This is a genomic window from Piscinibacter defluvii, from assembly GCF_004011805.1.
Taxonomy (GTDB): Bacteria; Pseudomonadota; Gammaproteobacteria; order Burkholderiales; family Burkholderiaceae_C; genus Piscinibacter; species Piscinibacter defluvii.
The window spans coordinates 89060-109792 of sequence record NZ_RCHJ01000017.1; the positions used below are offsets into that span (position 1 = coordinate 89060).

Below are 20733 nucleotides of genomic sequence, written 5' to 3' on the forward strand. Positions count from 1 at the left end.
GTCGTGTCCGACCCCAACGGGCTGACATGGGCAGCCACCCTCGTGTCGCTGGCGGTCGCTATCCCCACAGCGGGGCACGCGGTCATCTACAAGCGTGACCCTCGATCGGCCACGCTGTGGGTGCTGCTGATCGCGCTGTTGCCGCTGGGCGGTTCGCTGCTGTATGGGCTGTTCGGCATCAACCGTTACCAGCGGCGGGCGCGGCGGCTGTTTCCGGGGGCAGATCCTGCTGTTCGGCAGGACCTCGCGCCTACGATGCCCCAGGCCGTATCGGCGCCGTTTGCCGGCCTGGCGCACCTGGTGGGACGTGCCACCGGCCAGTCGCTGACCAGCGGCAACCGCATCGAGCCGCTCGTCGATGGCGAGCAGGCCTACCCGGCCATGCTCGCTGCCATCGAGTCGGCGCGGCACAGCGTCGCGCTGGCTTCGTACATCTTCGACAGCCAAGGCATCGGGGCGCAGTTCGTCGATGCGCTGCGCCGGGCTCATGAGCGCGGCGTGCAAGTGCGGGTGCTGATCGACGACGTCTATGCCCGCTGGAGGCCCCGCAGCGCCTACCGCGCCTTGCAACGCGCCGGCGTTCCGGCGGCGACGTTCAACCCGACGTTGATTCCCGCGCGCCTGCATGCCGCGCATCTGCGCAATCACCGCAAGCTGCTGGTGATCGATGGCGAGACGGGTTTCACCGGCGGCATGAACATCTTCAGCCCGTATTGGCGGCCCGATGCGCCGGAGCAGGCCTGTCACGATTTGCACTTTCGTCTGCGCGGGCCGGTGGTTGCGCATCTGATGCGGTGCTTCACCGATGATTGGTGCGATACCACGGGCGAGCGGCTCAGCAAGGGTTTCTGGGGCGAACCGCCCGCAACGGCTGATGAGCAAGGAACCTCTTGGGCGCGCGGCATCGAGGCCGGTCCCGATGAGGCCCTGGACAGGATGCGCTGGACCTTCATGGGCGCTTTGAGCGCGGCGAAGCATTCGGTGCGCATCTGGACACCTTACTTCGTGCCCGATCAGCCGATGATCGCGGCGCTGAGCACGGCCGCGTTGCGCGGCGTGCGCGTCGAGGTGCTGACTCCCGCAAACGGCGACCATCCCACGGTGCAATGGGCCGCGCGCGCCCACTACTGGCAGGTGCTGGAGCACGGTGTACGCATCTTCGAACGGCCTGGCCCGTTTGACCACAGCAAGCTGATGCTGATAGACGGCCAGTGGTGCTGCCTGGGTTCGGCCAATTGGGATGCGCGCAGCCTGCGCCTCAACTTCGAGTTCAATGTGGAGGTGTACGACACCGCGCTGTCTACGCGGCTGGAATCCCTTTTTGATGCCGCCCGTGATGCATCGAACGAGATGTCGGCCATGGCGTTACGCGCCCGCCCGCTGGCCATCCGCTTGCGCGACGGGGTGGCCCGTCTGTTCACCCCCATTCTCTAGCGACACGACTTGCGAGGAACATTGCCCATGGAAAAGAAAGATCAATGGAACATTGGCTACTGGATCGTCGCCGGCCTGTTGCTGCTGACGCTGCAGAACTACTGGCAGGCGGCCAAGACTGTCGAGCCCGTGCCCTACAGCGAATTCGAGAAGGCGCTGGCCGAGGGGCGCCTCGCCGAAGTGCTGGTGTCGGACCGCACGGTCACCGGGCGCCTGAAGTCGCCGGACAGCCGGGGCAAGACCACCATCGTGGCCACCCGCGTCGAACCCGACCTGGCCGAGCAGCTGTCGAAATACGATGTGTCCTACGCGCGAGTGGTGGAAAGCACCTGGCTGCGTGATGTGCTCTCCTGGATTCTGCCGGCCGTGGCTTTCTTCGGCGTCTGGTTCTTCCTGTTCCGCCGCTTCGCCGAGAAGCAGGGCATCGGTGGTTTCATGAGCATCGGCAAGAGTCGCGCCAAGGTGTTCATGGAGAAGAACACGGGCGTCACCTTCGCCGATGTCGCGGGCGTCGATGAAGCCAAGGCCGAACTGGTCGAGATCGTCGACTTCCTGAAGCACCCGCAGGACTACGGTCGTCTCGGGGCGCGCATCCCGAAAGGTGTGCTGCTGGTGGGGCCGCCCGGCACCGGCAAGACACTGCTCGCCAAAGCCGTCGCGGGCGAAGCTGGGGTGCCATTCTTTTCCATCTCCGGCTCGGAGTTCGTCGAGATGTTCGTCGGCGTGGGGGCGGCGCGCGTGCGCGACCTGTTCGAGCAGGCCCGCGCGCAGGCGCCGGCCATCATCTTCATCGACGAACTCGACGCGCTGGGCCGTGCGCGCGGCGTAGGAGGCCCCATCGGCGGCCACGACGAGCGCGAGCAAACTCTCAACCAGCTCCTGACCGAGATGGATGGTTTCGACAGTTCAGTGGGGCTCATCATTCTCGCCGCCACCAACCGGCCTGAAATTCTCGATCAGGCGCTTTTGCGCGCCGGTCGCTTCGACCGCCAGGTGCTGGTGGACCGTCCCGATAAGAAAGGCCGTCTCGATATCCTGAAGGTGCACGTCAAGAAGGTTACCCTGGCCAGTGATGTCGATCTCGAACAAGTCGCGGCGTTGACGACCGGCTTTTCGGGTGCAGACCTCGCGAACCTGGTCAACGAGGCCGCGCTGGCCGCGACCCGGCGCAAAGCGTCCGCCGTGGAGTTGCAGGATTTCACCGCCGCCATCGAGCGCATCGTGGCGGGCCTGGAGAAGAAGAACCGAGTGCTCAATCCCAAGGAGCGGGAAACCGTGGCCTATCACGAGATGGGCCATGCGCTGGTGGCGCTGGCGCTGCCCGGCACCGACCCCGTGCACAAGATCTCGATCATCCCGCGCGGCATCGGCGCGCTGGGCTACACGCTGCAACGCCCCACCGAAGACCGCTTCCTGATGACGCGCGCCGATCTGGAACACAAGATCGCCGTGCTGCTGGGCGGTCGTGCGGCCGAGAAGCTCGTGTTCGGCGAGCTGTCCACCGGGGCTGCCGATGACCTCGCACGGGCCACCGACATTGCCCGCGACATGATCACCCGCTTTGGCATGGACGAGGGACTCGGCTACATCGCGTTTGAGGCGCAGCGGCCGCGTTTTCTCGACGTCCCCGAGCTGGCCCAAGGTGGTTGCCGGGTGGCGGAATCCACCCAGGCGCGCATCGATCAGGCGATCCGCGACATCGTGATGGGCGTGTTCGAGCGCGCCTACCGGATTCTCGATACCAACCGCGCGGTGCTGGAGCGCTGCGCGCGCGAACTGCTGGCGCGGGAAACCCTGGACGAAAACGACATCCGTCAGCTGACCCAGGGGCTGAAGTCCGAATCCCGCGAGTCGGCGCCCCCCCAGTCCGAAACCTCACTCTCTACATCCCAAGGGGCCACACCATGAGCGAACACCTTCACATCGTCTGCCCGCATTGCCAGTCCATCAACCGTGTGCCGGCCGCCAAGCTCGCGGATCAACCTAACTGTGGCCGCTGCCAGCAGCCCTTGTTCACGGGCGAGCCCATCGAGTTGACCACGGCGACATTCGGGCGCCACGTGGAGCGCAGCGATCTTCCTTTGCTTGTCGATTTCTGGGCGCCGTGGTGCGGGCCTTGCAAGATGATGGCACCGCAGTTTCAGCAAGCGGCGCGCCAGCTCGAACCCAGTATCAGGCTGGCGAAGGTGAACACCGAGGCTGAGCCCCACCTGGCCGCGCAGTTCGGTATCCGCAGCATTCCGACGCTGGCCCTGTTCCAAGGTGGGCGGGAGATTGGGCGTCAGGCGGGCGCCATGGGCGCGCAGGACATCGTGCGCTGGGCGACGGCGCAGGTTGGGCGCTGATCGATGCTGGGCCTGCTGAGCGTCACGCTGATATTGCTAGCGGGGTGCAGTGTGGCGGCCGTGATGCCGGCTGCGTTCGGAGTGCCCACCTTGCTGGGTTATCAGCAGTCCTTTGCCGCAGCCCTTGGGCTGACGGACCAGGCAATGTCGGCGCTGGACATGCCGGCCGAGATAGTCGAACGAAGCATCAGTGCAATGCGCCATCGTCCCGTCAGCGGCAATTTCGCAGGGAGTCCATCTTCATGAAATCAACACGCCTCAACCCATTTCAGGTCTTGCGTGACCAGTGGGCCATCATGAGTTTTTACGAGCGCTTTGAGTGGGTCATCGCGCTCGTGCTGTCGGCGGTGATTGCCGTCATCATCGTGGTGTCGCTTCTCCAGCTCATCTCTATCGTATTCACGCTGCTGGTCCTCGATGCCTTCAATCCCCTGGACCACAAGGTGTTCCAGAGCGTGTTCGGCATGATCATGACACTTTTGATTGCGATGGAGTTCAAGCATTCCATCGTGCGCGTGGCGCTGCGTCGGGACAGCATCATCCAGGTCAAGACCGTGATCCTCATCGGCCTGATCGCGCTGGCACGCAAGTTCGTGGTCCTCGACCCCGACACGAGTCCCGCCAAAATCGCCGCGCTGGCAGGCGCCACACTTGCGCTTGGTACCACTTACTGGCTGCTGCGCGATCGCGACGACCGCGTCGCCGAGAGATCTGGGCATGAATCGTCATCATCCCAGTGACCTGCGCGCTGCGTGGTTGCAACATCGCTGGCTCAACCGCCTGCAGACCGGGCTGCTGGCCCTGACCCTGGTCGGGATCGCGTCCGCTGCGGGGAGCCTGCTGTTCGGCGAAGGCGGCTCTTGGCTCGCGCTGTCTGCAGTTGCAGGCGCGCTGCTGCTGGAGCCGGCAGCAGCGTCGGCGCTGACCCTGCGCCTGTATCGCGCACGGGCACTGCACCCGCACGAAGCCCCCGAGATTTGGGCCATGTTGCGCGAACTGTCCGCCCGTGCCGGTTTGTCCGCCACGCCGGTGCCGCACTACGTGCCCAGTGCCGTCGTCAACGCCTTCGCTATCGGCTCGAAGCAGCATGCATCGATCGCCCTCACCGATGGCCTGCTGCGCAACCTGAGTTCGCGCGAACTGGCGGGTGTGCTCGCGCACGAGGTCGCGCACATCGCCAATGAGGATCTGCGTGTCATGGGGCCGGCGGATTCCGTCAGTCGCCTCACGAGCCTGCTGGCGATGGTCGGATAGATCACTATTGTGTTCAGCTTGCCCGCACTGCTGGCCGGCGCGGTGGCGGTCAATTGGCCTGGACTGCTTCTGCTGGCCGCCTCGCCCCAGCTGGCCCTGCTCGCACAGCTCGGCTTGTCTCGCGTGCGTGAGTTCGACGCTGACCGCCACGCTGCGGAACTGACTGGCGACCCGCAGGGGCTTGCGTCCGCGCTGGCGAAAATCGAGCGGGTCAGCCGCTCCTGGCGCGCCTGGTTGTGGCCGGGATGGGGCAATCCCGAACCCTCCTGGTTGCGCACGCATCCGGCCACGCAAGAACGCATCTCACGCCTACTGACGTTGGCGCCTGGGCCAGCATCAGCGTTGCCACTCCACGCGCCCCATTTCTTGCCGGAATCCGCTTTGACGCCGCGCCCACCGCGCTGGCGCCCGAGCGGGCTGTGGCGCTGATTGCCTATCAACAGGAGACTTCTCATGGCCTACCCCGACCCGTACCAACGTCCCGCGCCGGACCACTTCGTCCGGCGCTGGCTCTTCATCACCGCCTGTATTGCCGCGCTCATGCTGCTGTGGCAGTTCCTGCCCGCCATCGAGGCCTGGTTCAGTCCGCGCGAGGCGGCAGAACGCACTGTGACGGCGCGTGGCGATCTGGCGGCGGACGAGAAAGCCACCATCGAACTGTTCGAGAAATCGCGCGCCTCGGTGGTCTACATCACTACCGCACAATTGGTACGCGATGTCTGGACGCGCAACGTCTTCTCCGTGCCGCGCGGCACTGGCTCGGGCTTCATCTGGGACGACGCCGGCCACGTCGTCACCAACTTCCACGTCATCCAGGGCGCGTCCGAAGCCACCGTCAAACTCGCCGATGGCCGCGACTACCAGGCCGCGCTGGTGGGGGCCAGCCCAGCACACGACATCGCCGTACTCAAGATCGGCGTCGGCTTCAAACGCCCGCCTGCCGTGCCGGTCGGCACCAGCGCCGACCTCAAGGTGGGACAGAAGGTGTTTGCTATCGGCAACCCCTTTGGCCTGGACTGGACGCTCACCACCGGCATCGTCTCCGCGCTCGACCGCTCGTTACCGGGAGAAGCGGGCGGCCCGGCCATTGATCACCTGGTTCAGACCGACGCCGCCATTAACCCCGGCAACTCGGGCGGCCCCCTGCTCGATTCGGCCGGTCGGCTTATCGGCATCAACACGGCGATCTACAGCCCCTCCGGCGCCTCGGCCGGGATCGGTTTTGCCGTGCCGGTGGACACCGTCATGCGGGTAGTGCCGCAACTCATCAAGACCGGCAAATACATCCGCCCGGCGCTTGGCATCGAGGTGGACGAACAGCTCAATCAGCGCCTGCTTGCGCTGACGGGAAGCAAGGGCGTGTTCGTGCTGCGTGTCACCCCCGGCTCGGCAGCGCACAAAGCCGGGCTCGCTGGGGTCGAGATTACCCCACAAGGCATCGTGCCCGGCGACCGCATCGTTCGCATCGACGGCACGGCGATCGACGATGTGGCCAAGCTGCTCGCCCGGCTCGACGACAGGAAGGTCGGCGATGTCGTAGTCTTGTCCGTGGAGCGGGCCGGCAAATCGCGAGAGGTGCAGGTGGAGTTGCAGCCCGGGATTTGATTCAGTTGAATCTCTGGTTCATGCGGCGTTGAGCAGCCAAGCGGCTTCAGCCTCACGCCGTGTGACCAGTCCCGGCAGTACTTTTCCACCGCTATAGACCCATCGCCGCAGTTCCTGCCCAGCAGAAGACCAGTCCCGCTGGTTAATGCGCCGTCGCAGCGTCGACGTCTGCAACCGCCCCGCGCCAAGGTTGAACGTGAAGTCAACGATGGCCGCGAGCCGCGCCTCCGGCTCAGTGGCCAGTACCGGGCAGTAGCGCAGCGTCGCCGTCAGTGCCGTCTGCAGATCGCGCGCCAGATAGACCTCGGCTTCTGCCTCCGTGATCGGCGGATGCTTGGGGTCGCAGAGATGGCCGTACCCAATCGTCCAGAACCCTGCCGGGCAGATGTAGGGGACGGCAGTGATCTCGATTCCGCGTTTCACCTTACGCTCGAATCCCTCAAAGCGCTTGGCCAGCTCGATAGCTCTCGAACAGGCCCGTGAGCGTGTGCCCGACCGTGCTGGTGACGCTGCCGAGGAAGGCCACGCCGAAGGGGACGTTGGCCACCACCTTTACGGCGGATCCGCCGGTCTTGTCGACTACGCCCACGGTCACCCGCGGCACGATGAGGACGGAGAACACCAGCAGCACCGTGGCCAGCCACTTCCAGCCCTGCAGCTTCTCGGGCGCGAAGGCGTAGGCCACCAGGGCCGCGATGAACCCGCAGAAGGCCACGGCGGCGACGGCCGCCATGTAGTCGCCGGAGCCGTGGATGGCTGCCGCAGCGTTGAAGATGCCGAACAGGCTGTCGGCGTTCTGGTAGGCGTAGATCTCCCACATGCGTCGCTCCTGGGGATTGGCCCGCCTCCGGGTTGCTGGCGTGGTGCCCGCGGAGTCGGTCCTGCCGACCGATGTGTCAGCGGGCCTGGAAGGCCGCCTGCTGCCCCAGCATGTCCATCACGTGCTGGGGCATGCTCGACCGCAGCTGCCGCTCGAGCTGCTCCAGGTGGCTGGACACCGCCCGGAACGAGCCGACCTTCTGGTACAGCAGGTTCTTCTCCTGCGACAGCTGCAGCAGCATGGCCTGGGCCCGCTGCCTCACCAGGTTGGCGCGATCCCGCTGGGTCTGCTGCAAGGTGTAGTCCTTGTCCAGCGCCGCCATGCCCACGCGCAGGTTCCGCTCCAGGAATACGTAGGCGTAGTCGGCCGCGATCACGTCGCGGTACTGCGCGATCAGGCTGTCGGACAGCCCCGAGCCGGGGATCGTCGCGCCGATCGAGAGCATCTTGTAGACCGGCTCGGTGGTCTGGTTGACGAAGCCGACCTCGGCCGAGTTGTTCGGGATCGCCGTGCGCGTGGCAATCTTGTCGGCGATCGAGCGCATCATGGTCTCGACACGGGCGGTGAAGGGCGTGTGGGTGTAGCTGGTGTTCAGCGTCACCACGTCGCAGTCCGTGTAGTTGTTGCACCGGAGCAGGTGCTGCGTCACGTTGGTGCCGGTGCCCGCCGCCTGGCCGTACAGCAACTGGCTGATCGAGGTGATCGTCGGCGCCACGGGTTCGGGATCGCGCGCGGCATCCTCGGCGTAGAAGATCACCGTGCCGACGATGCTCATGATGAGCTCGCGCTCCTGGTCGTCTAGGTAAGTGCCGGTGCGCTGCAGCGCCTTCCACGTCAGGTTGCCGACGAAGGGCGCCTTGTTGCGGATGTTGGCGTCGCCCGAGGAGCGGGCCGAGGCCAGGATGCTGGGGCGGTCGGTCGCGCAGCGGCGGCGCGCGGCATCTCGATCGGTCTCCAGGCCCATTTCGATGGCCAGGTCGGAGCAGGCCTCCTGCGAGCTGAAGCCCGCCGCCTCGGCGGCGGTGCTGACGATGGCCTTTGCGGTCTCGCAGGAGTTGATGCGCGCGTTGTTGATCCAGGTCTCCAGGCCCTTGGCCCACTTGGTCAGCCCGCCCAGCAGCGGCGAGACCGACTCCAGCGCCAGCTGGAAGGCGATGCCCGGCAGCGCGGCCGTGATGTTGCGCAGCATGTTCTTGAACTCGGCCGCCGAGATGTGCGAGAAGGAGCCGCCGAAGACGTCGATGCCGCCGCAGCCGGCGCGGGCGCTCGGAAACTGGATCGCGGCAAGCTGGTAGACCTTGTTCGGCGCACGCATGAACAGGCTGCCCCCGGTGTAGGTGTTGAAGGTCTGCCCCCGGAACGCTCCCGGTGCGGTGTAGTTGCCGATGGCGCCCAAGCTGTTGAACATGTTGTTCACCTCGGCGTTCAGGTCACCGGCCCGCAGTGGCGCGGGGCCCACGGCGAGCGCGGCGCAGCACAGGGCGACCACCACAGCGCGGTGCAGGGACTGGTCGCCGTCGGTACGCTTCATCGGGGGCTCCTTTGGATTTCGGTCTGCGCCGGTGCGGGCTCACCGCCTCAGCGCTGATGGGTCAAGCGGGCCTGGGCCTGCAGGCCGCCAGTCGCGCCCAGGAACGGTGTGGCGGCGCTGTCGGGTGAAGCCGCGACCATCGAGATGCGCTCCACCAGCTGCGCCTCGGACAGCACGCCGAAACCGATCGGGGTGATCTTTCCGGTGAAGGGCTGGGCGAGGTAGACGGCGGGAACCTGGCTCACCCGCAGCGTGGTGGCGATCCCGTTGTCCCGTCGGGCGTCCGCGAAGCCGGGGATCGGGCCTCCGTCGACGCTGATCGCGACCACCTTGATGCCGTGCCGGGCCTGGAAGGCCTCGAGCGTCGGCGCGAAGGCATGGCAGTAGGGGCAGTCGCTGCGGAAGAAGAAGAACAGGACATGGTCGCGGCCGAGGGCGCTGATGGACTGGCTGCGCTGGGCCGTCTGAAGCTGGTCGAACACCTCCAGGGCCTTCGCGTTCACCGGGCGCCCCTGGAGCGTGGGGTCGAGCTCGGGGCTGGCCCAAGCGATGCGCTGCGCCACGTCGGCGAAGGTGGATGCGCGCGACACCACCTGGGCCTCCAGCTCCATGTAGCGGCGTACGTTGGCTTCGGTCGGCCGCATGATGGCGATGTGCCGGCGCTCCTCGAGGGCCTTCTGCAGGCGCTCGAACTCGACGACCTCCGGGAGCTTCGCGGGCGACCGCCGCGGTGCAGTGGCGGCACTCGATGGCGTTGCGGCCTGCCGAGGTGCGGAAGCCGGTGGTTCGGGCGGAGGGATCTCCGACTCCTCGTAGAAGTGCCAGCCGCGCCAGTTGTCGGACCAGTACGGCCGTCCGGGGTCTTGCGGCTGCGCCAGGGTGGCCGTCCCGCTGCCAAGCATGACAACGAGGCAGAGTGCGAGCCGAACTTGGCGCGAGGCAGGGCGGCGCAGCGTCATGGGCGCCGCCTCATGTCCATCAAGACGGGCGACCGCGGCGGCTGGCCGTCACGGCAGTAGTTGATGCCGAAGTCGATGGTCTGCCGCCGCGGTGCCTGCACGCCGCCAGCGCCGTAGTTCGGCAACTGCACGCCGTCTTGCCAGAAGCGCACGTTCAGGCGACTGCAGCCGGGCTGGGCGTAGCGCTTCTCGGTGCTCACGTCGATGTAGATCGGCGTCGTGGCGCTGAAGCGCTTCGAGATCGCGTCGGCGACCTCGCCGACCAGGACCCCGTGGGCCTTGCCGTCGGGTGCGTCCAGGGCCGACAGCATCAGCTGCCTGGCATCGCGGACCTGCAGTCGTTCCTGAGCCATGGCAGTGCTGACAAACAAGGCGCATGCGGCGCCGACCAGAACGGTGATGGCCCTCATTGGCACTTCCCCTGGCCGTAGTAGCAGGTGGGCACGCGGCTGGCGCTGCCGGCCTGCAGCGCGTTGACGTTCGGCAGGGTCGGCACCAGCGACGCGTAGAACTCCGACAGGTCCATCGCAGCGAAGTTGAGCGCCTGCAATTGCGCGACGGTGAAGCCGGAGCAGTCGGCGTTCTGCGCACCGCCCCAGCCCTTGCCGATCTGCGCGCGGCCCTGTTCATTGACGATGCGCGCCAGCATCGAGTTGAAGCAGCACTTCGAGGTGGTGTGCTCGACGCAGGACACGCACACGCCCAGGACCCGGAAGCAGGATGAGCACCAGGTGCCGATCGTGTGGCACAGCTTGGCGCCTTCCTTCATCGCCAGCTTCCCCTCGTCCTCGTTGCAGGACATCATCGAGAGGACGATGTAGATGATCACCGCGATGGCCAGCGTCCACGGGTCGAAGGCCACGACCAGACTGTCGCCGGCATACACGGCCACCGATCCAGCGGGCAGGGCGGCGCCATTGACCGCCACCGTCACGCCATAGGTCGTGAACGTGCCGCTGAAGCCGCCGCCCATCAGCAGCGCCGAGATGCCCTGGTAGATGAACTGCTGGTTCTGCGAGTTCATCAGCACGTCGAAGACCAGACGCGAGCCGCCGCCGAAGATGCTCTGGTTCGTCATGCCGGCGCCGGCGCCGTCGGCGTAGCAGCAGTTCTTCAGCAGGCGGTCGCGGCAGCGGTTCTCCTCGCCCTTGAAGACCTGCATGCGGTCGGCGTCCAGGTAGATGCCTGCCTCGCGCCCGGCCTCGAGCATCGACATGCTGCGCGCAAAGTCGGGGTCGTTCGGCGCGCCGATGTCGAAGCAGTTGCCGCTCAGGCAGAAGACGTTGGTCGGGCAGTTGCTGGCGGTGGTGACGGTCTCGGCGGGCACGGGGCAGCTGTAGCCGTCCTCGAACACCTCGCACAGGCCGGTGACGGCATTGGTCTGCCGGCAAGTCGACGACTGCGGCGTGCAGCCTGCTGCCACCAGCGGTGCGCACTGGTCGGCCGACGCGCCGCCGCTGCACGACATGGTGCTCCGGTACTCCCAGCAGTCGCGGGTGACGGCCACGCCGTCGACGACCTTGGTCGCCGGGCCATCGGTGCAGACGGCGGGCGAGGTCGTGGTGCAGCGACCACCGACGTCCAGGGTCGGGCACTGGTCGTCCCAGCGGTCGGTCTCGGTGACGGTGGTGGCTGGCCGCGTGTAGGACAGGCGCATCGTCGGAATCGGGCCGAAGGCGGGGTTGGGCGCCCAGCCGATCACGGCCCGGTCGGCGTCGATGTTCCAGTAGGTGCCGGCCACGGTGCCCGTGATGTCGATGCCGGCGTAAGGCGTCCAGCCGGGAGCGGGCGCGTAGCACTTGGTGCCGTCCAGGGCGGTGGTGGTGCAGCCGCTGTCGCCCTGGCAGACGGTGTCCTGGATGTTGTCGCCGCTCTGCGTGCCGGCACGGCAGGCGGCGTAGACCTTGAGGAAGGGCTCGACGCTGGTGCAGCTGTAGCCGGAGTCGCCGCCACCGGTACAGACCTCGGCGCGCTCCGGGGCCACCATCGCAGTCAGGCTGCAGGTCGATCCGCTGCAGCTCTTGTCGGCCACCCAGACGGCCGTGCGGATGGGCTGGCCGTCGATCATCGAGTAGGTGGTGTCGAGAACCGACACGATCTGCGGGAAGACGACCGGCGTCGTCATGTCCACGTCGAAGAAGCTGAGCGGATTGCCGTCCTGGGTGACGCGGAAGTGCTGCGCGGTAACGGCGCGGTCAGGCAGGCACTGCACGTCCAGACCCGTGCGGCCGGAGGCGGCGTGGGCGAACCAGTCGCCCGGGTTGCAGCTGGTGGTCCGCGTCGTGCTGACGGTCAGGCTTCGGCTGCAGCTGTAGTTGCCGACGCCGACGTAGCGCAGGCAATTGCGTGGCTGCATGCCGGCGGGCACCGGCGTGACCGTGGTGGTGCAACCGCTGTAGTAGGCAGCCAGGCTGCCCAGCTCGGCCGACGGCGTCCGGCCGATTGCACGCGCAGCAGCCACGGCAGGGTCATCGGCGCCGATCGTCGGGCGCGGCGTGTTTGCCGACGAGAAGGCGCCACGCTGCGCCTGGCAGAGAGGGTCGGTGGGGGTGAGTGCACAGGCAGACAGCCTCGCTTTGCCCTGCGACGACAGGTTGGGCTGGCGGTAGTAGCTGCGCTCCGGTGGCGTGGTCGTGTAGCCCGGGACCACGGCGGTGGCACCCGGGGTGGTGATGTTGCCGCGGGCCACCGGGTTCGCGGCCTGGCCAGCGGCGACCCCTTCCTCGTGCGGGCCGGCCACGGCGGCGGTCTGCGTTGTCAGGAAGCAGACGGCGGTGATGAAGGCGACGAGGCGGCGCCACGGCGAGGCCCGGCTGGCCGTGGATGGCGGCGGGTACGGGAAGCGGCTATCGAGGCCGGGCGGGGTGGGGAGAAGCACGCCCCATGGTCAGGGGCGGTTCGTGCGGTGTCTCGGGGAAACGGCGGCTGAGAGAGAGGGGTTTCGAGGCTGGGCAAGCGTTTGGGGAACGGCTGTTCGGCAGCGTCGGTGCTGCCTTTGCCTCACGCACGCCGACCGGCAGCTACACAGCGGTTTGCTGTCCTTCGTTCTGCGACTCTGGTCAACGATCCGTATCGTGGAGCTCCAGTTCCCTCCTGGAGCGCGACAACGCAGTCACCATCATCGAGTGAAATGAGGCACGGGTCTGCGATCCTTGGTAAGGGACCGCACGAGGTAATGGGGTGTTGACTGACGCTTGAGACACGATCGCTGGAGCGTTCGCCTATCATGGCCTGCAGCAGGACGCCAACCAAGAAGAGTGACGCTGGAGGAGCAATGCGCGTATCTCAGCTAACGATTGAGAACTTCCGAGGAATCAAAAAGGCCGTATTGCAGTTCACTGGACATACCCTCCTGATCGGCGGCAACAATGTCGGCAAGAGCACAGTGTGCGAGGCCCTCGATCTCGTTCTAGGACCGGACCGGCTGAACCGGTCGTCGCCAGTCGAGGAGTTCGACTTTCGGAATGCTGGCTACTTGGCAGCAGACGGCGAGACGCCTGTGCCGATCCGTATCCAGGCCATACTGACCGACCTGACGGACGACATCAAAACGATGTGTGCCGCGAACCTTGAGTTCTGGCACAAGGTTGAGCGCAGACTACTAGGTGAAGGGGAGATCGCGGCAGCGGACGATCCAAACGTCGAATTCTGTCTGCGCCTCATCACTATTGCTAAGTACGACATCGAAGACGATCAGTTCGTCGCGCGAACCGTGTACGGGCGTGGCGACGAAGACGCCGATGGCGAACCGAAAGCAATCCCTTCTCGCGTAAAGCGCTCTATTGGATTCCTCTACCTGCGCACGATTCGGACGGGGTCACGCGCGCTCAGCCTGGAGCGCGGCACCCTACTCGACAACATCCTGCGCATGAAGGAAGCGCGCAAGGGAATGTGGGAGAGCATTCGCACGCGTCTGGCGTCTCTCGAACCGCCCATTGACGCAGAGGCAACCGAACTCGGTCCGATCCTCGACGAGATTGAGGCTCGCCTTGCGGAATACATCGCTCCGGGTGGCGACGGACGGTCGACGCGCCTGTTTGTCTCGCAGCTCACGCGCGAGCACCTCCGCAAGACCATCTCGTTCTTCCTCACGATGGGGAAAGGCGAAGGTGCTGTCCCGTTCCAGCAGGCGGGAACGGGGACACTGAACACGCTGGTCCTTGCACTCCTCACCTTCATCGCCGACATCAAGAGGGACAACGTGATCTTCGCGATGGAAGAGCCTGAGATCGCTCTGCCGCCGCATACGCAGCGACGCATCGCAAACTACCTTCTCGAAGAAACGTCTCAGTGCTTCGTCACTTCGCACTCACCCTATGTCATTGAGAGATTTGAGCCTGACGGCATCGTCAAGCTCAATCGCGACGAGCACGGCGACCTCTCGGGCACGGCAATCAAGCTGCCGACCGGCATGAAGGCGAAAAACTATCGACAGAACTTTCGTCGTGCGATCGCCGAGGCCATGCTTGGGCAGGCGGTGATCGTTGGCGAGGGCATCACGGAACAGGATGCCCTGCTGGTCGTTGCGCAGAAGATGGAGGACAACAATCCTGATCTGTTTCAGCTGGATGTTGCTGGCGTAAGCGTCATTAACGCCGACGGCGACGGCAACCTTGAAAAGATGGGCGCCTTCTTCAAGGAAATCGGCGTTCCCGCCTTCGCCTTCTTCGACAGGAAGAAGCGCACCGCTGATGACATCAAGGCCCTGCAAGACACCTACGTCGTGGCCTGCGAGATCAGCCATAAGGGTGCGGAAACCATGATGGCCAACGAGGTGCCCGTTGTCCGCCAATGGCAGTACCTCGACGCCTTGCGTGAGCAAGACACCGATGGCCACTTTGGCATTCCTACGGCACGCCCTGACGACGCTGCCATTCGCGCTCTGACAGTCTCGACGCTGAAGGGCCTGAAGGGCGAAGGCGGCGCAGCCCGACTGCTCGAGCTGTGCACGCCTGCAGAATTGCCCGCGACGCTGACCAAGTTCCTGAGCGACATCTATCAGCGGTATCCAAAGCCGAAACGAAAGAAGCCCGAACCCGATGCTGCCAAAGCGGTTGCGCCAGCGAAGGCCTAAAGATGGCGTTGGTCATCTGCGCTCAACGTCAGAGCATTCTCGATGAGGCAGGGCCAATATTGGTCACCGGTGGCCCTGGTTGCGGAAAGACGACCATCGCGCTCGCGAAGGCGCAACGCGTCATTGAGGCGGGCCTCAAGCCCGGACAAACGGTCCTGTTCTTGAGCTTCTCCCGCGCGGCGGTGGCGCGCGTGATCGAGGCGAGCAGAACGCAACTGCCAAAGGCGCTACAAAGCAAGCTTTCGATTCAGACGTTCCACTCGTTCTTCTGGGAGGTCTTGAAGGCCTATGGTTACCTTCTCGGTGCCCCGAAGACGCTGCGCCTTCTCCTTCCACACGACGAGGCCGCCTTACGGCATCCATTCGAGAGTCTGGGGTTTGATTGGGCCGAAGAGCGCGACCGGCTTTTCAGAGAGGAAGGCATCGTCGCCTTCGATCTGTTCTCGCAGAAGGCCCTCGAACTGCTGACACGCAGCGAGCGTCTTCGGGCACTTTTCGCCGCACGGCATCCGATGATTGTCGTCGATGAGGCCCAAGACACAGCCGACGAGCAGTGGCAGAGTGTGCGGCACTTGTCCGCCGGAACGCAGTTGATGTGCCTGGCCGACCTCGACCAGCAGATATACGACTTCCGCCCCGGTGTGAGTTCCGAGCGCGTGACGCACATCATGGAGACACTTAAGCCGCTGCGCGTTGATCTACTCGGACAGAACCATCGCAGCCCAAACTCAGAGATCGTCGCGTTCGCGAACGACATCCTGCTGTCGACGCCACGCGGAGCTGCATACAAGGGGGTATCACGCGTACTCTTTCGCGCCAATGCCGATCAGCGTGATGCGAAGATTCGCTCCTCCGTAGGCATCGCTCTTCAGAACGCAAAGAAGGCCGCAGCACCGCACGAAATCGAAAACCTCGCGCTCCTTGCAACGTGGAATCGTGGCGTCAATGTGATCTCTCGAGCGCTGACGGGAAACGGCACCAACAGGACCATCCCGCACCGCGTGATGATCGACGAAGCATCGGTTCTGCTGTCGAGCAGGATGATCGCGTTTCTCATGGAACCGCGCCGCGCCGAAGCCGATGCACTGGCAGACCTTGCGGACGCCCTTGAGCTTGCGGCGTCGGTCTTCAAGGCACGCGGCGGTGACGGCAACCTGAAGCAAGCGCAGCGTCTTGCAATCAGCGCCAATGATTGCCGCAAAGGCAAACAGCCAAGGGCTAACGGCGTCGCGGCGAAACTGCTGGGAACCCTTAGCGTCTTGCGAACGCACGGCTTTACGGGCGAGCCGAAGCGGGACTGGATTGAAGCTCGCCGCTTCCTGCGCGAGTCTGGTGCGAACCCGCTGCAAGAGATCGCGCAAGAGGCAGAGCAACTGATCGTCTTTCAACGCGGGCACCGCATTGCCGCAGGCTTCACCGAACTCTGGCAAACGCAAGGGCACTACAAGGGTGCCCGCACCGCTCTCGACATGGCGCTGGCCGAGGATCAACTGCTATCGGGCGGGAACGATCTGCGCGGCATTCACGTGATGACGGTGCACAAGGCAAAAGGCAAGGAGTTCGACGCCGTAATCATCTTCGACGACCCGAACAGCAGCCCGTTGCTGTTCAACAAGGAGGCCGCTCCGCATCCAAAGTGCCGGAAGCTTCTGCGCGTCGGGATCACAAGGGCGCGCCATCACGTCTTGATGCTGACCGACATGTACACCCCGTCTGCGCTACTTAAGGGTCACAAGCTGTAGGGCAAGCCCAGTTTCGGGATCGTTCTTCGCCGGCGAAGTGCCCAACAGGCCGCGTACAGGGCCTTTCGCCGTCTGCTTTTGGCGCGAGACATCAGCCGGGAAATTTTCAGCGAACAGCCGCTCTCAGTCTTCGACGGCCGGTTGCTGCCCTTGGGCGTGAGGCGCGGTGAGAGCGGGGACTACCGCTTTGTACGTACTGAAGCTTGGGGGTCCCGATTCAGGTACCGCATTGCATAGTCCAGGGTCACATCTCCAGCGACCTTCACAAACTGCTGCGACGAGCCACACGCGCGGGATGCACAGGCCTCGGTCCCGGCGCCGCCCATGACCAGGACGAACGTCGGAGTCCTCGTGATCCCATGGCGATCGAACGCTTCCGGATCGATCTGGACGGCAACACGGCGGCTGCCGATCAGCGCCTGCATGCGGGTCACCGTGTCTCTGATCGATCCGTTGACCAACCCCCGCAGCACGAGCGTCGCGCCCGCCAGCGCTGCTTGGTCGACCAAGCGCTGGAGCGTCGCCTCCGGCATCGCGAAGCTCACGAAGATCAGCACCTTCGGCCCTGCCTTGCCCGGAGCCATCGCCGATGCATGAGCTCCGTTCTGCACGTCGAAGCCCTTGGAGATGGCCTCGAGGTCGATGGGCATGCGGGTCGCCGGCTGCGGAAGGCTCTCGATGCGCGGTGTACCCGGAACCGGCACCTTCGCCAGCTCAGCCTCGGTCGGCATCCGATGCTGCTGGCGTGCGCGCTCTATGTCGGCGTCGGTGACGGCAGGTGGCGTCGCCGGGGCACCCAGCACGCTGCTGGCAAGAAGGAGCGCGGCGACCCCGGCGCCGAGCGCCCGGCCGATGAGCGTGGCCCTGTCAGTAGCCCACACAGCAGTTCCTCTTCCGAAACAGCATGAACGCGAAGTCCTCGCCGCGCACCGGGTACTCCTTGCCGGCGCCCCAGACGATGGTGCTGCGGCCGAAGGGCTGGCAGCAGCGGCCGCCGTCCTTGGCGGTGTTGGCCACCGGGTAGGTCAGCTGGGTCTTGTAGGCGGTCTTGTCCATGGCCGGCAGGAAGTAGGGCCCGCACAGGCCTGGCCGGCCATGCCAGCCCCAGGCCAGCAGCTCGCGGTGCATCTTGGCGGTCAGCCGCTGCGCGATGAGGGCGGCCGTTCGCACGCCACCCATGTGGTACGGGACGTGGCCATCGAAGGGGTAGATGCCGCCCTGGCAGCCGGCGCACCAGAACATCTCGGCGATGCCGAAGCCCGCGGTCGCGGCCACGCAATCGGCCGCGCAGGCCGCCACCGCCACCGGGTTGGCGAACAGCACGCCCTCGGGGTTGAGGATGAGGGTCAGCTCGTCGTCGTTCCACAGCGGGTCCACCTCAGTCAGGTAGGCCAGGTCGAACGAGCCCCGCTCCAGGCACGGGAAGTCGGTCACCACCTCCAGCCAGTACAGAACTGGGTTCACGTAGAAGTGCGCCTGGTAAAAGCTGCCGCCGTCGCCATCGCCTTCAGGGCGTGTGAACCTTGCCGCCGCCGGCGCCGGGATGCCTGGGTCGAGGTCGATGCCGCCCAGCGACGCCAGGCAGAACGGCTTGCGCACGGCCTCCACGTGCCGGGCCGGCTCCCAGAACCCGATCGACAGGCCGATGGTGGGGTTCACGCCGCAGCTGCAGACCGGGTTGGACGGGTTGGGGATGTCCTCCTGCCCATCGAAATTGGCGATCGTGGCGCTGCCGATGCTGATCGGCAGGATGCAGCTCCAGCAGATCTCGGTGATCGGGTTGGGGAAGCGGCCGGTACAGGTCAGGCTGTCGGCGGCCTGCGCGGGCGCTGCCCAGGGCAGGGCGGCAGCCAGCAACGCGCGGGCAAGCACCTGGCTGGCCCATCGGCGAAGCGCGGGCATCGTCTGTGCGGCAAGCCAGCGGATCAGGGCGGGCAGGGTGGTCATTGCACGAGCACCTCGTCGACGCGCAGGCGCATGCCTTCCTGCGAGACCAGGGCGGGCACCTGCCTGATGCCGAAACGGCGGGTCAGCGTCCCCTGCTGGTCGTAGTACACCGGTACGCGCCAGGCCTTCATCAGGTCCAGGTACGAGCCACCGGTCAGGATGGGCTTGACCTTGCCGTCGTAGCGCGCGATCAGCTCGCGGGCCCGAGCGACCTGTCGTCCGTCACGGGCATCGAAGAACAGCAGCCGCTTGGACAGCGACACCACCTCCAGCGGGTTCTTGCGCGTCCCGGCCGGGAACAGCAGCCTGCCCTGCGCATCGACGATGTTGCGGTCGAGCGTGAAGGTCGGATCGATGGTCCAGGACCGTGCAGTCTCGGTGCTTCGTACGCCCTCGACCGGAGCGGGCTGGCGTACTGCGGCCACACCACGGTTGCGCGCCTCGTCGATCAGACGCTGCAGTTCACCCGTGCGTTCCTTGTCGCGCAGGCGCTGCTGGATGAACTCCAGCAGGTGGGGCTCGGCAATGCCGTAGGTCGGGCCGATGGTCCCCAGGTCCACGGCGTGGGCGGCCGTGCTCAGGATCGTTGCGACGACCGCCAGCAGGCACTGAATGACGCGCGCCGCCGGGCTGGTGCAACCTGCCCGAGGCATTGGCAGGTCGAACTTCACCTTGCCGCCTTCCGGGTGCATGAGACCTGCTCGCCCAGCCGGGTCAGGCCCGGCCCGTCCTGGAGGTGGCTGGCCCGGATCATCGCCATCAGTAGCGGATCGCCGTCTCCTTCCGCCATCGCCTGTCGAAGCTCGCGGCTCGAAAGACTCCGGCGGCACCGGCGCTCGTGCGCCTGCAGATAGGCCTGCGCCCCTTGGTGTGCCGCAGGGGAGATCTGCTGGAGCAGCGCAAGGTAGTCGGCCATCGGCACCTCGCCCGTGACGGCCAGCTCGGACGGTGTCTGTGCCAGAGCCGGCAAGGCCACAGCGAACGCGGTCACGGCGACAAGGGACGCCAAAGTGGCCCGGGAGGTCAGTCGGGCCAGGTGACGGGGCACCGGCCAACGCAGCATCGGATGCGGATCCATGGCAGCCCCTCAGAACAGCGGCACCACGGTGCCCAACACCTGCTCGGCCCGCACGAGCCCGCTGCTGCGGTAGCGCGAATCGAACGAGTCCGGGCCGGTGCCCTGCACGTAGTAGTGGCCCGGCGGGATCACCGTCGGCGCAATCGGCTCCAGCGGGCGCCGGTCGAAGGCCTGGGCCTTGGCCGTGCCGACGACGACACCGTTGACCGACACCGTGCGGCCGTACACCGTCACCACGTCGCCCGGCAGGCCGCGCACGACCTTGAAGAACGGCTGACCGTCCAGTCCGGGGTACGTGGCTCGCGCCTCGCCTGCAAACGAGAAGATGACGAACTCGCCGCGCTGCAGCGGATGCTCGCCGTGCTGCAGCCATGCCACCCGGTAGGGCAGGCTGCCCGTCCAGTTGAACAGGACCGGCACCCGCGGTGTCGGGTCGATGAAGAGCCGCGTGTAGGCAAAGGTCCAGATCGCGAAGACCGGCAGGTAGATGTACCAGCGTCGCCGCATGTGCGCCGCAAAGTCGATGGACTGGGTGCGAAGGCTGCGCTTCATCGGGCCTCCTGGGGGTCGTTCCTGTAGGGTGTCTGTGGATGGCCCAGCTTCTGCTGCAGCAGTGCCGTCAGATCGACGGTCCGCGGTGTCCGGCCGGCCACGGCGCTCTTCAGCACCACCAGGCAGGCGCAGTCGCGCGGCAGTTCCTCCAGCGCCGCCGGCAGCCGCTGCGAGAAGCTCCGGGCCAGCGCAAACGCCTTCTCGCGGTCAGCGTCGGTGGTGGCGCGGGTCAGGAGCTGGGTGAACTCGGCCTCCTTCTGCCGATACACCTCGCCGACATCGACGACGCCGACGCGCTGGGCCGGACGCACCACCGCGCGGTCGTAGGCGGCCAGCGTGCCCAGCACGATCAGCAGAGCGAACGCCGCATGTAGGAGGATGGGCACCATGCC

20 protein-coding genes and 1 pseudogene are annotated in these 20733 nt (G+C 65.9%); 9 read left to right on the plus strand and 12 right to left on the minus strand.

Annotation, left to right across the window (positions count from 1 at the left end; all coding sequences use genetic code 11):
- The first annotated feature begins 3 nt into the window (after window positions 1–3).
- From cls to D9C15_RS25005, 7 genes and pseudogenes are all read left to right on the plus strand, one after another.
- Window positions 4–1434 carry a cardiolipin synthase gene (gene cls, locus D9C15_RS24975; protein ID WP_104301915.1) on the plus strand — a complete coding sequence of 477 codons (1431 nt, stop codon included), beginning with the start codon at window positions 4–6 and terminating at the stop codon, window positions 1432–1434.
- Between the two features lie 27 nt (window positions 1435–1461).
- Window positions 1462–3342, plus strand: coding sequence for an ATP-dependent zinc metalloprotease FtsH (ftsH, locus tag D9C15_RS24980; RefSeq protein WP_128001232.1), 1881 nt, complete (start codon window positions 1462–1464; stop codon window positions 3340–3342).
- Complete coding sequence (gene trx-GI / locus D9C15_RS24985; protein WP_104301916.1) at window positions 3339–3779, plus strand: heat resistance system thioredoxin Trx-GI; 441 nt, start codon at window positions 3339–3341, stop codon at window positions 3777–3779. The genes ftsH and trx-GI overlap by 4 nt, the downstream gene beginning before the upstream one ends.
- Before the next feature lie 3 nt (window positions 3780–3782).
- A complete protein-coding gene (locus D9C15_RS24990) occupies window positions 3783–4025 on the plus strand; it encodes a potassium transporter KefB (RefSeq protein WP_104301917.1) in 243 nt (80 codons plus the stop codon).
- Window positions 4022–4519 carry a phosphate-starvation-inducible PsiE family protein gene (locus D9C15_RS24995; protein WP_128001234.1) on the plus strand — a complete coding sequence of 166 codons (498 nt, stop codon included), beginning with the start codon at window positions 4022–4024 and terminating at the stop codon, window positions 4517–4519. The genes D9C15_RS24990 and D9C15_RS24995 overlap by 4 nt, the downstream gene beginning before the upstream one ends.
- Window positions 4497–5462, plus strand: a pseudogene (locus D9C15_RS25000) (zinc metalloprotease HtpX). The gene D9C15_RS24995 and the pseudogene D9C15_RS25000 overlap by 23 nt, the downstream one beginning before the upstream one ends.
- 24 nt (window positions 5463–5486) lie before the next feature.
- Complete coding sequence (locus D9C15_RS25005) at window positions 5487–6638, plus strand: S1C family serine protease (RefSeq protein ID WP_104301920.1); 1152 nt, start codon at window positions 5487–5489, stop codon at window positions 6636–6638.
- Window positions 6639–6656: 18 nt separating this feature from the next.
- Here D9C15_RS25005 and D9C15_RS25010 read toward each other — a convergent pair whose 3' ends face one another.
- The 6 genes from D9C15_RS25010 to traN form a co-directional block, all read right to left on the minus strand.
- Complete coding sequence (locus tag D9C15_RS25010) at window positions 6657–7061, minus strand: lysozyme (protein WP_240189582.1); 405 nt, start codon at window positions 7059–7061, stop codon at window positions 6657–6659.
- Between the two features lie 16 nt (window positions 7062–7077).
- Window positions 7078–7458 (minus strand): conjugal transfer protein TraG N-terminal domain-containing protein, encoded by a 381-nt coding sequence (locus D9C15_RS25015; RefSeq protein ID WP_240668587.1) that lies wholly within the window; start codon window positions 7456–7458, stop codon window positions 7078–7080.
- Between the two features lie 76 nt (window positions 7459–7534).
- On the minus strand, window positions 7535–8989 hold the full coding sequence (locus D9C15_RS25020) for a conjugal transfer protein TraH (RefSeq protein ID WP_104301921.1): 1455 nt from the start codon (window positions 8987–8989) through the stop codon (window positions 7535–7537).
- A gap of 47 nt (window positions 8990–9036) precedes the next feature.
- Window positions 9037–9948, minus strand: coding sequence for a conjugal transfer protein TraF (gene traF, locus D9C15_RS25025; protein WP_128001236.1), 912 nt, complete (start codon window positions 9946–9948; stop codon window positions 9037–9039).
- The gene (locus tag D9C15_RS25030) at window positions 9945–10358 is read right to left on the minus strand and encodes a hypothetical protein (RefSeq protein WP_170064639.1); all 414 of its coding nucleotides are present in this window, start codon (window positions 10356–10358) and stop codon (window positions 9945–9947) included. The genes traF (D9C15_RS25025) and D9C15_RS25030 overlap by 4 nt, the downstream gene beginning before the upstream one ends.
- Window positions 10355–12826 carry a type-F conjugative transfer system mating-pair stabilization protein TraN gene (gene traN, locus D9C15_RS25035; protein WP_128001238.1) on the minus strand — a complete coding sequence of 824 codons (2472 nt, stop codon included), beginning with the start codon at window positions 12824–12826 and terminating at the stop codon, window positions 10355–10357. Before traN ends, D9C15_RS25030 begins: the two co-directional genes overlap by 4 nt.
- A gap of 396 nt (window positions 12827–13222) precedes the next feature.
- Between traN and D9C15_RS25040 the strand changes: the two genes are divergently transcribed.
- Both D9C15_RS25040 and D9C15_RS25045 read left to right on the plus strand, forming a co-directional pair.
- A complete protein-coding gene (locus D9C15_RS25040) occupies window positions 13223–15022 on the plus strand; it encodes an ATP-dependent nuclease (RefSeq protein ID WP_128001240.1) in 1800 nt (599 codons plus the stop codon).
- Between the two features lie 2 nt (window positions 15023–15024).
- The gene (locus tag D9C15_RS25045; protein WP_128001242.1) at window positions 15025–16764 is read left to right on the plus strand and encodes an ATP-dependent helicase; all 1740 of its coding nucleotides are present in this window, start codon (window positions 15025–15027) and stop codon (window positions 16762–16764) included.
- A 179-nt stretch (window positions 16765–16943) separates the two neighbouring features.
- Here the strand turns inward: D9C15_RS25045 and trbC are convergent, their stop codons facing one another.
- From trbC to D9C15_RS25075, 6 genes are read right to left on the minus strand one after another with little or no spacing between them, the layout of a single operon-like run.
- A complete protein-coding gene (trbC, locus tag D9C15_RS25050) occupies window positions 16944–17645 on the minus strand; it encodes a type-F conjugative transfer system pilin assembly protein TrbC (protein WP_205854896.1) in 702 nt (233 codons plus the stop codon).
- Entirely contained in the window at window positions 17632–18666 is a 1035-nt protein-coding gene (locus D9C15_RS25055) for a TraU family protein (RefSeq protein ID WP_128001338.1), read from the minus strand. Before D9C15_RS25055 ends, trbC begins: the two co-directional genes overlap by 14 nt.
- A 41-nt stretch (window positions 18667–18707) precedes the next feature.
- Window positions 18708–19403: a type-F conjugative transfer system protein TraW gene (traW, locus tag D9C15_RS25060; protein WP_240668589.1), complete on the minus strand. Its 696-nt coding sequence runs from the start codon at window positions 19401–19403 to the stop codon at window positions 18708–18710.
- Window positions 19379–19789, minus strand: a complete 411-nt coding sequence (locus tag D9C15_RS25065) for a hypothetical protein (RefSeq protein WP_240668590.1) — start codon at window positions 19787–19789, stop codon at window positions 19379–19381. The genes traW and D9C15_RS25065 overlap by 25 nt, the downstream gene beginning before the upstream one ends.
- Before the next feature lie 9 nt (window positions 19790–19798).
- Window positions 19799–20341, minus strand: coding sequence for a conjugative transfer signal peptidase TraF (traF, locus tag D9C15_RS25070; protein WP_128001244.1), 543 nt, complete (start codon window positions 20339–20341; stop codon window positions 19799–19801).
- Window positions 20338–20730 (minus strand): hypothetical protein, encoded by a 393-nt coding sequence (locus tag D9C15_RS25075; RefSeq protein ID WP_128001246.1) that lies wholly within the window; start codon window positions 20728–20730, stop codon window positions 20338–20340. The genes traF (D9C15_RS25070) and D9C15_RS25075 overlap by 4 nt, the downstream gene beginning before the upstream one ends.
- Window positions 20731–20733 lie beyond the last annotated feature (3 nt).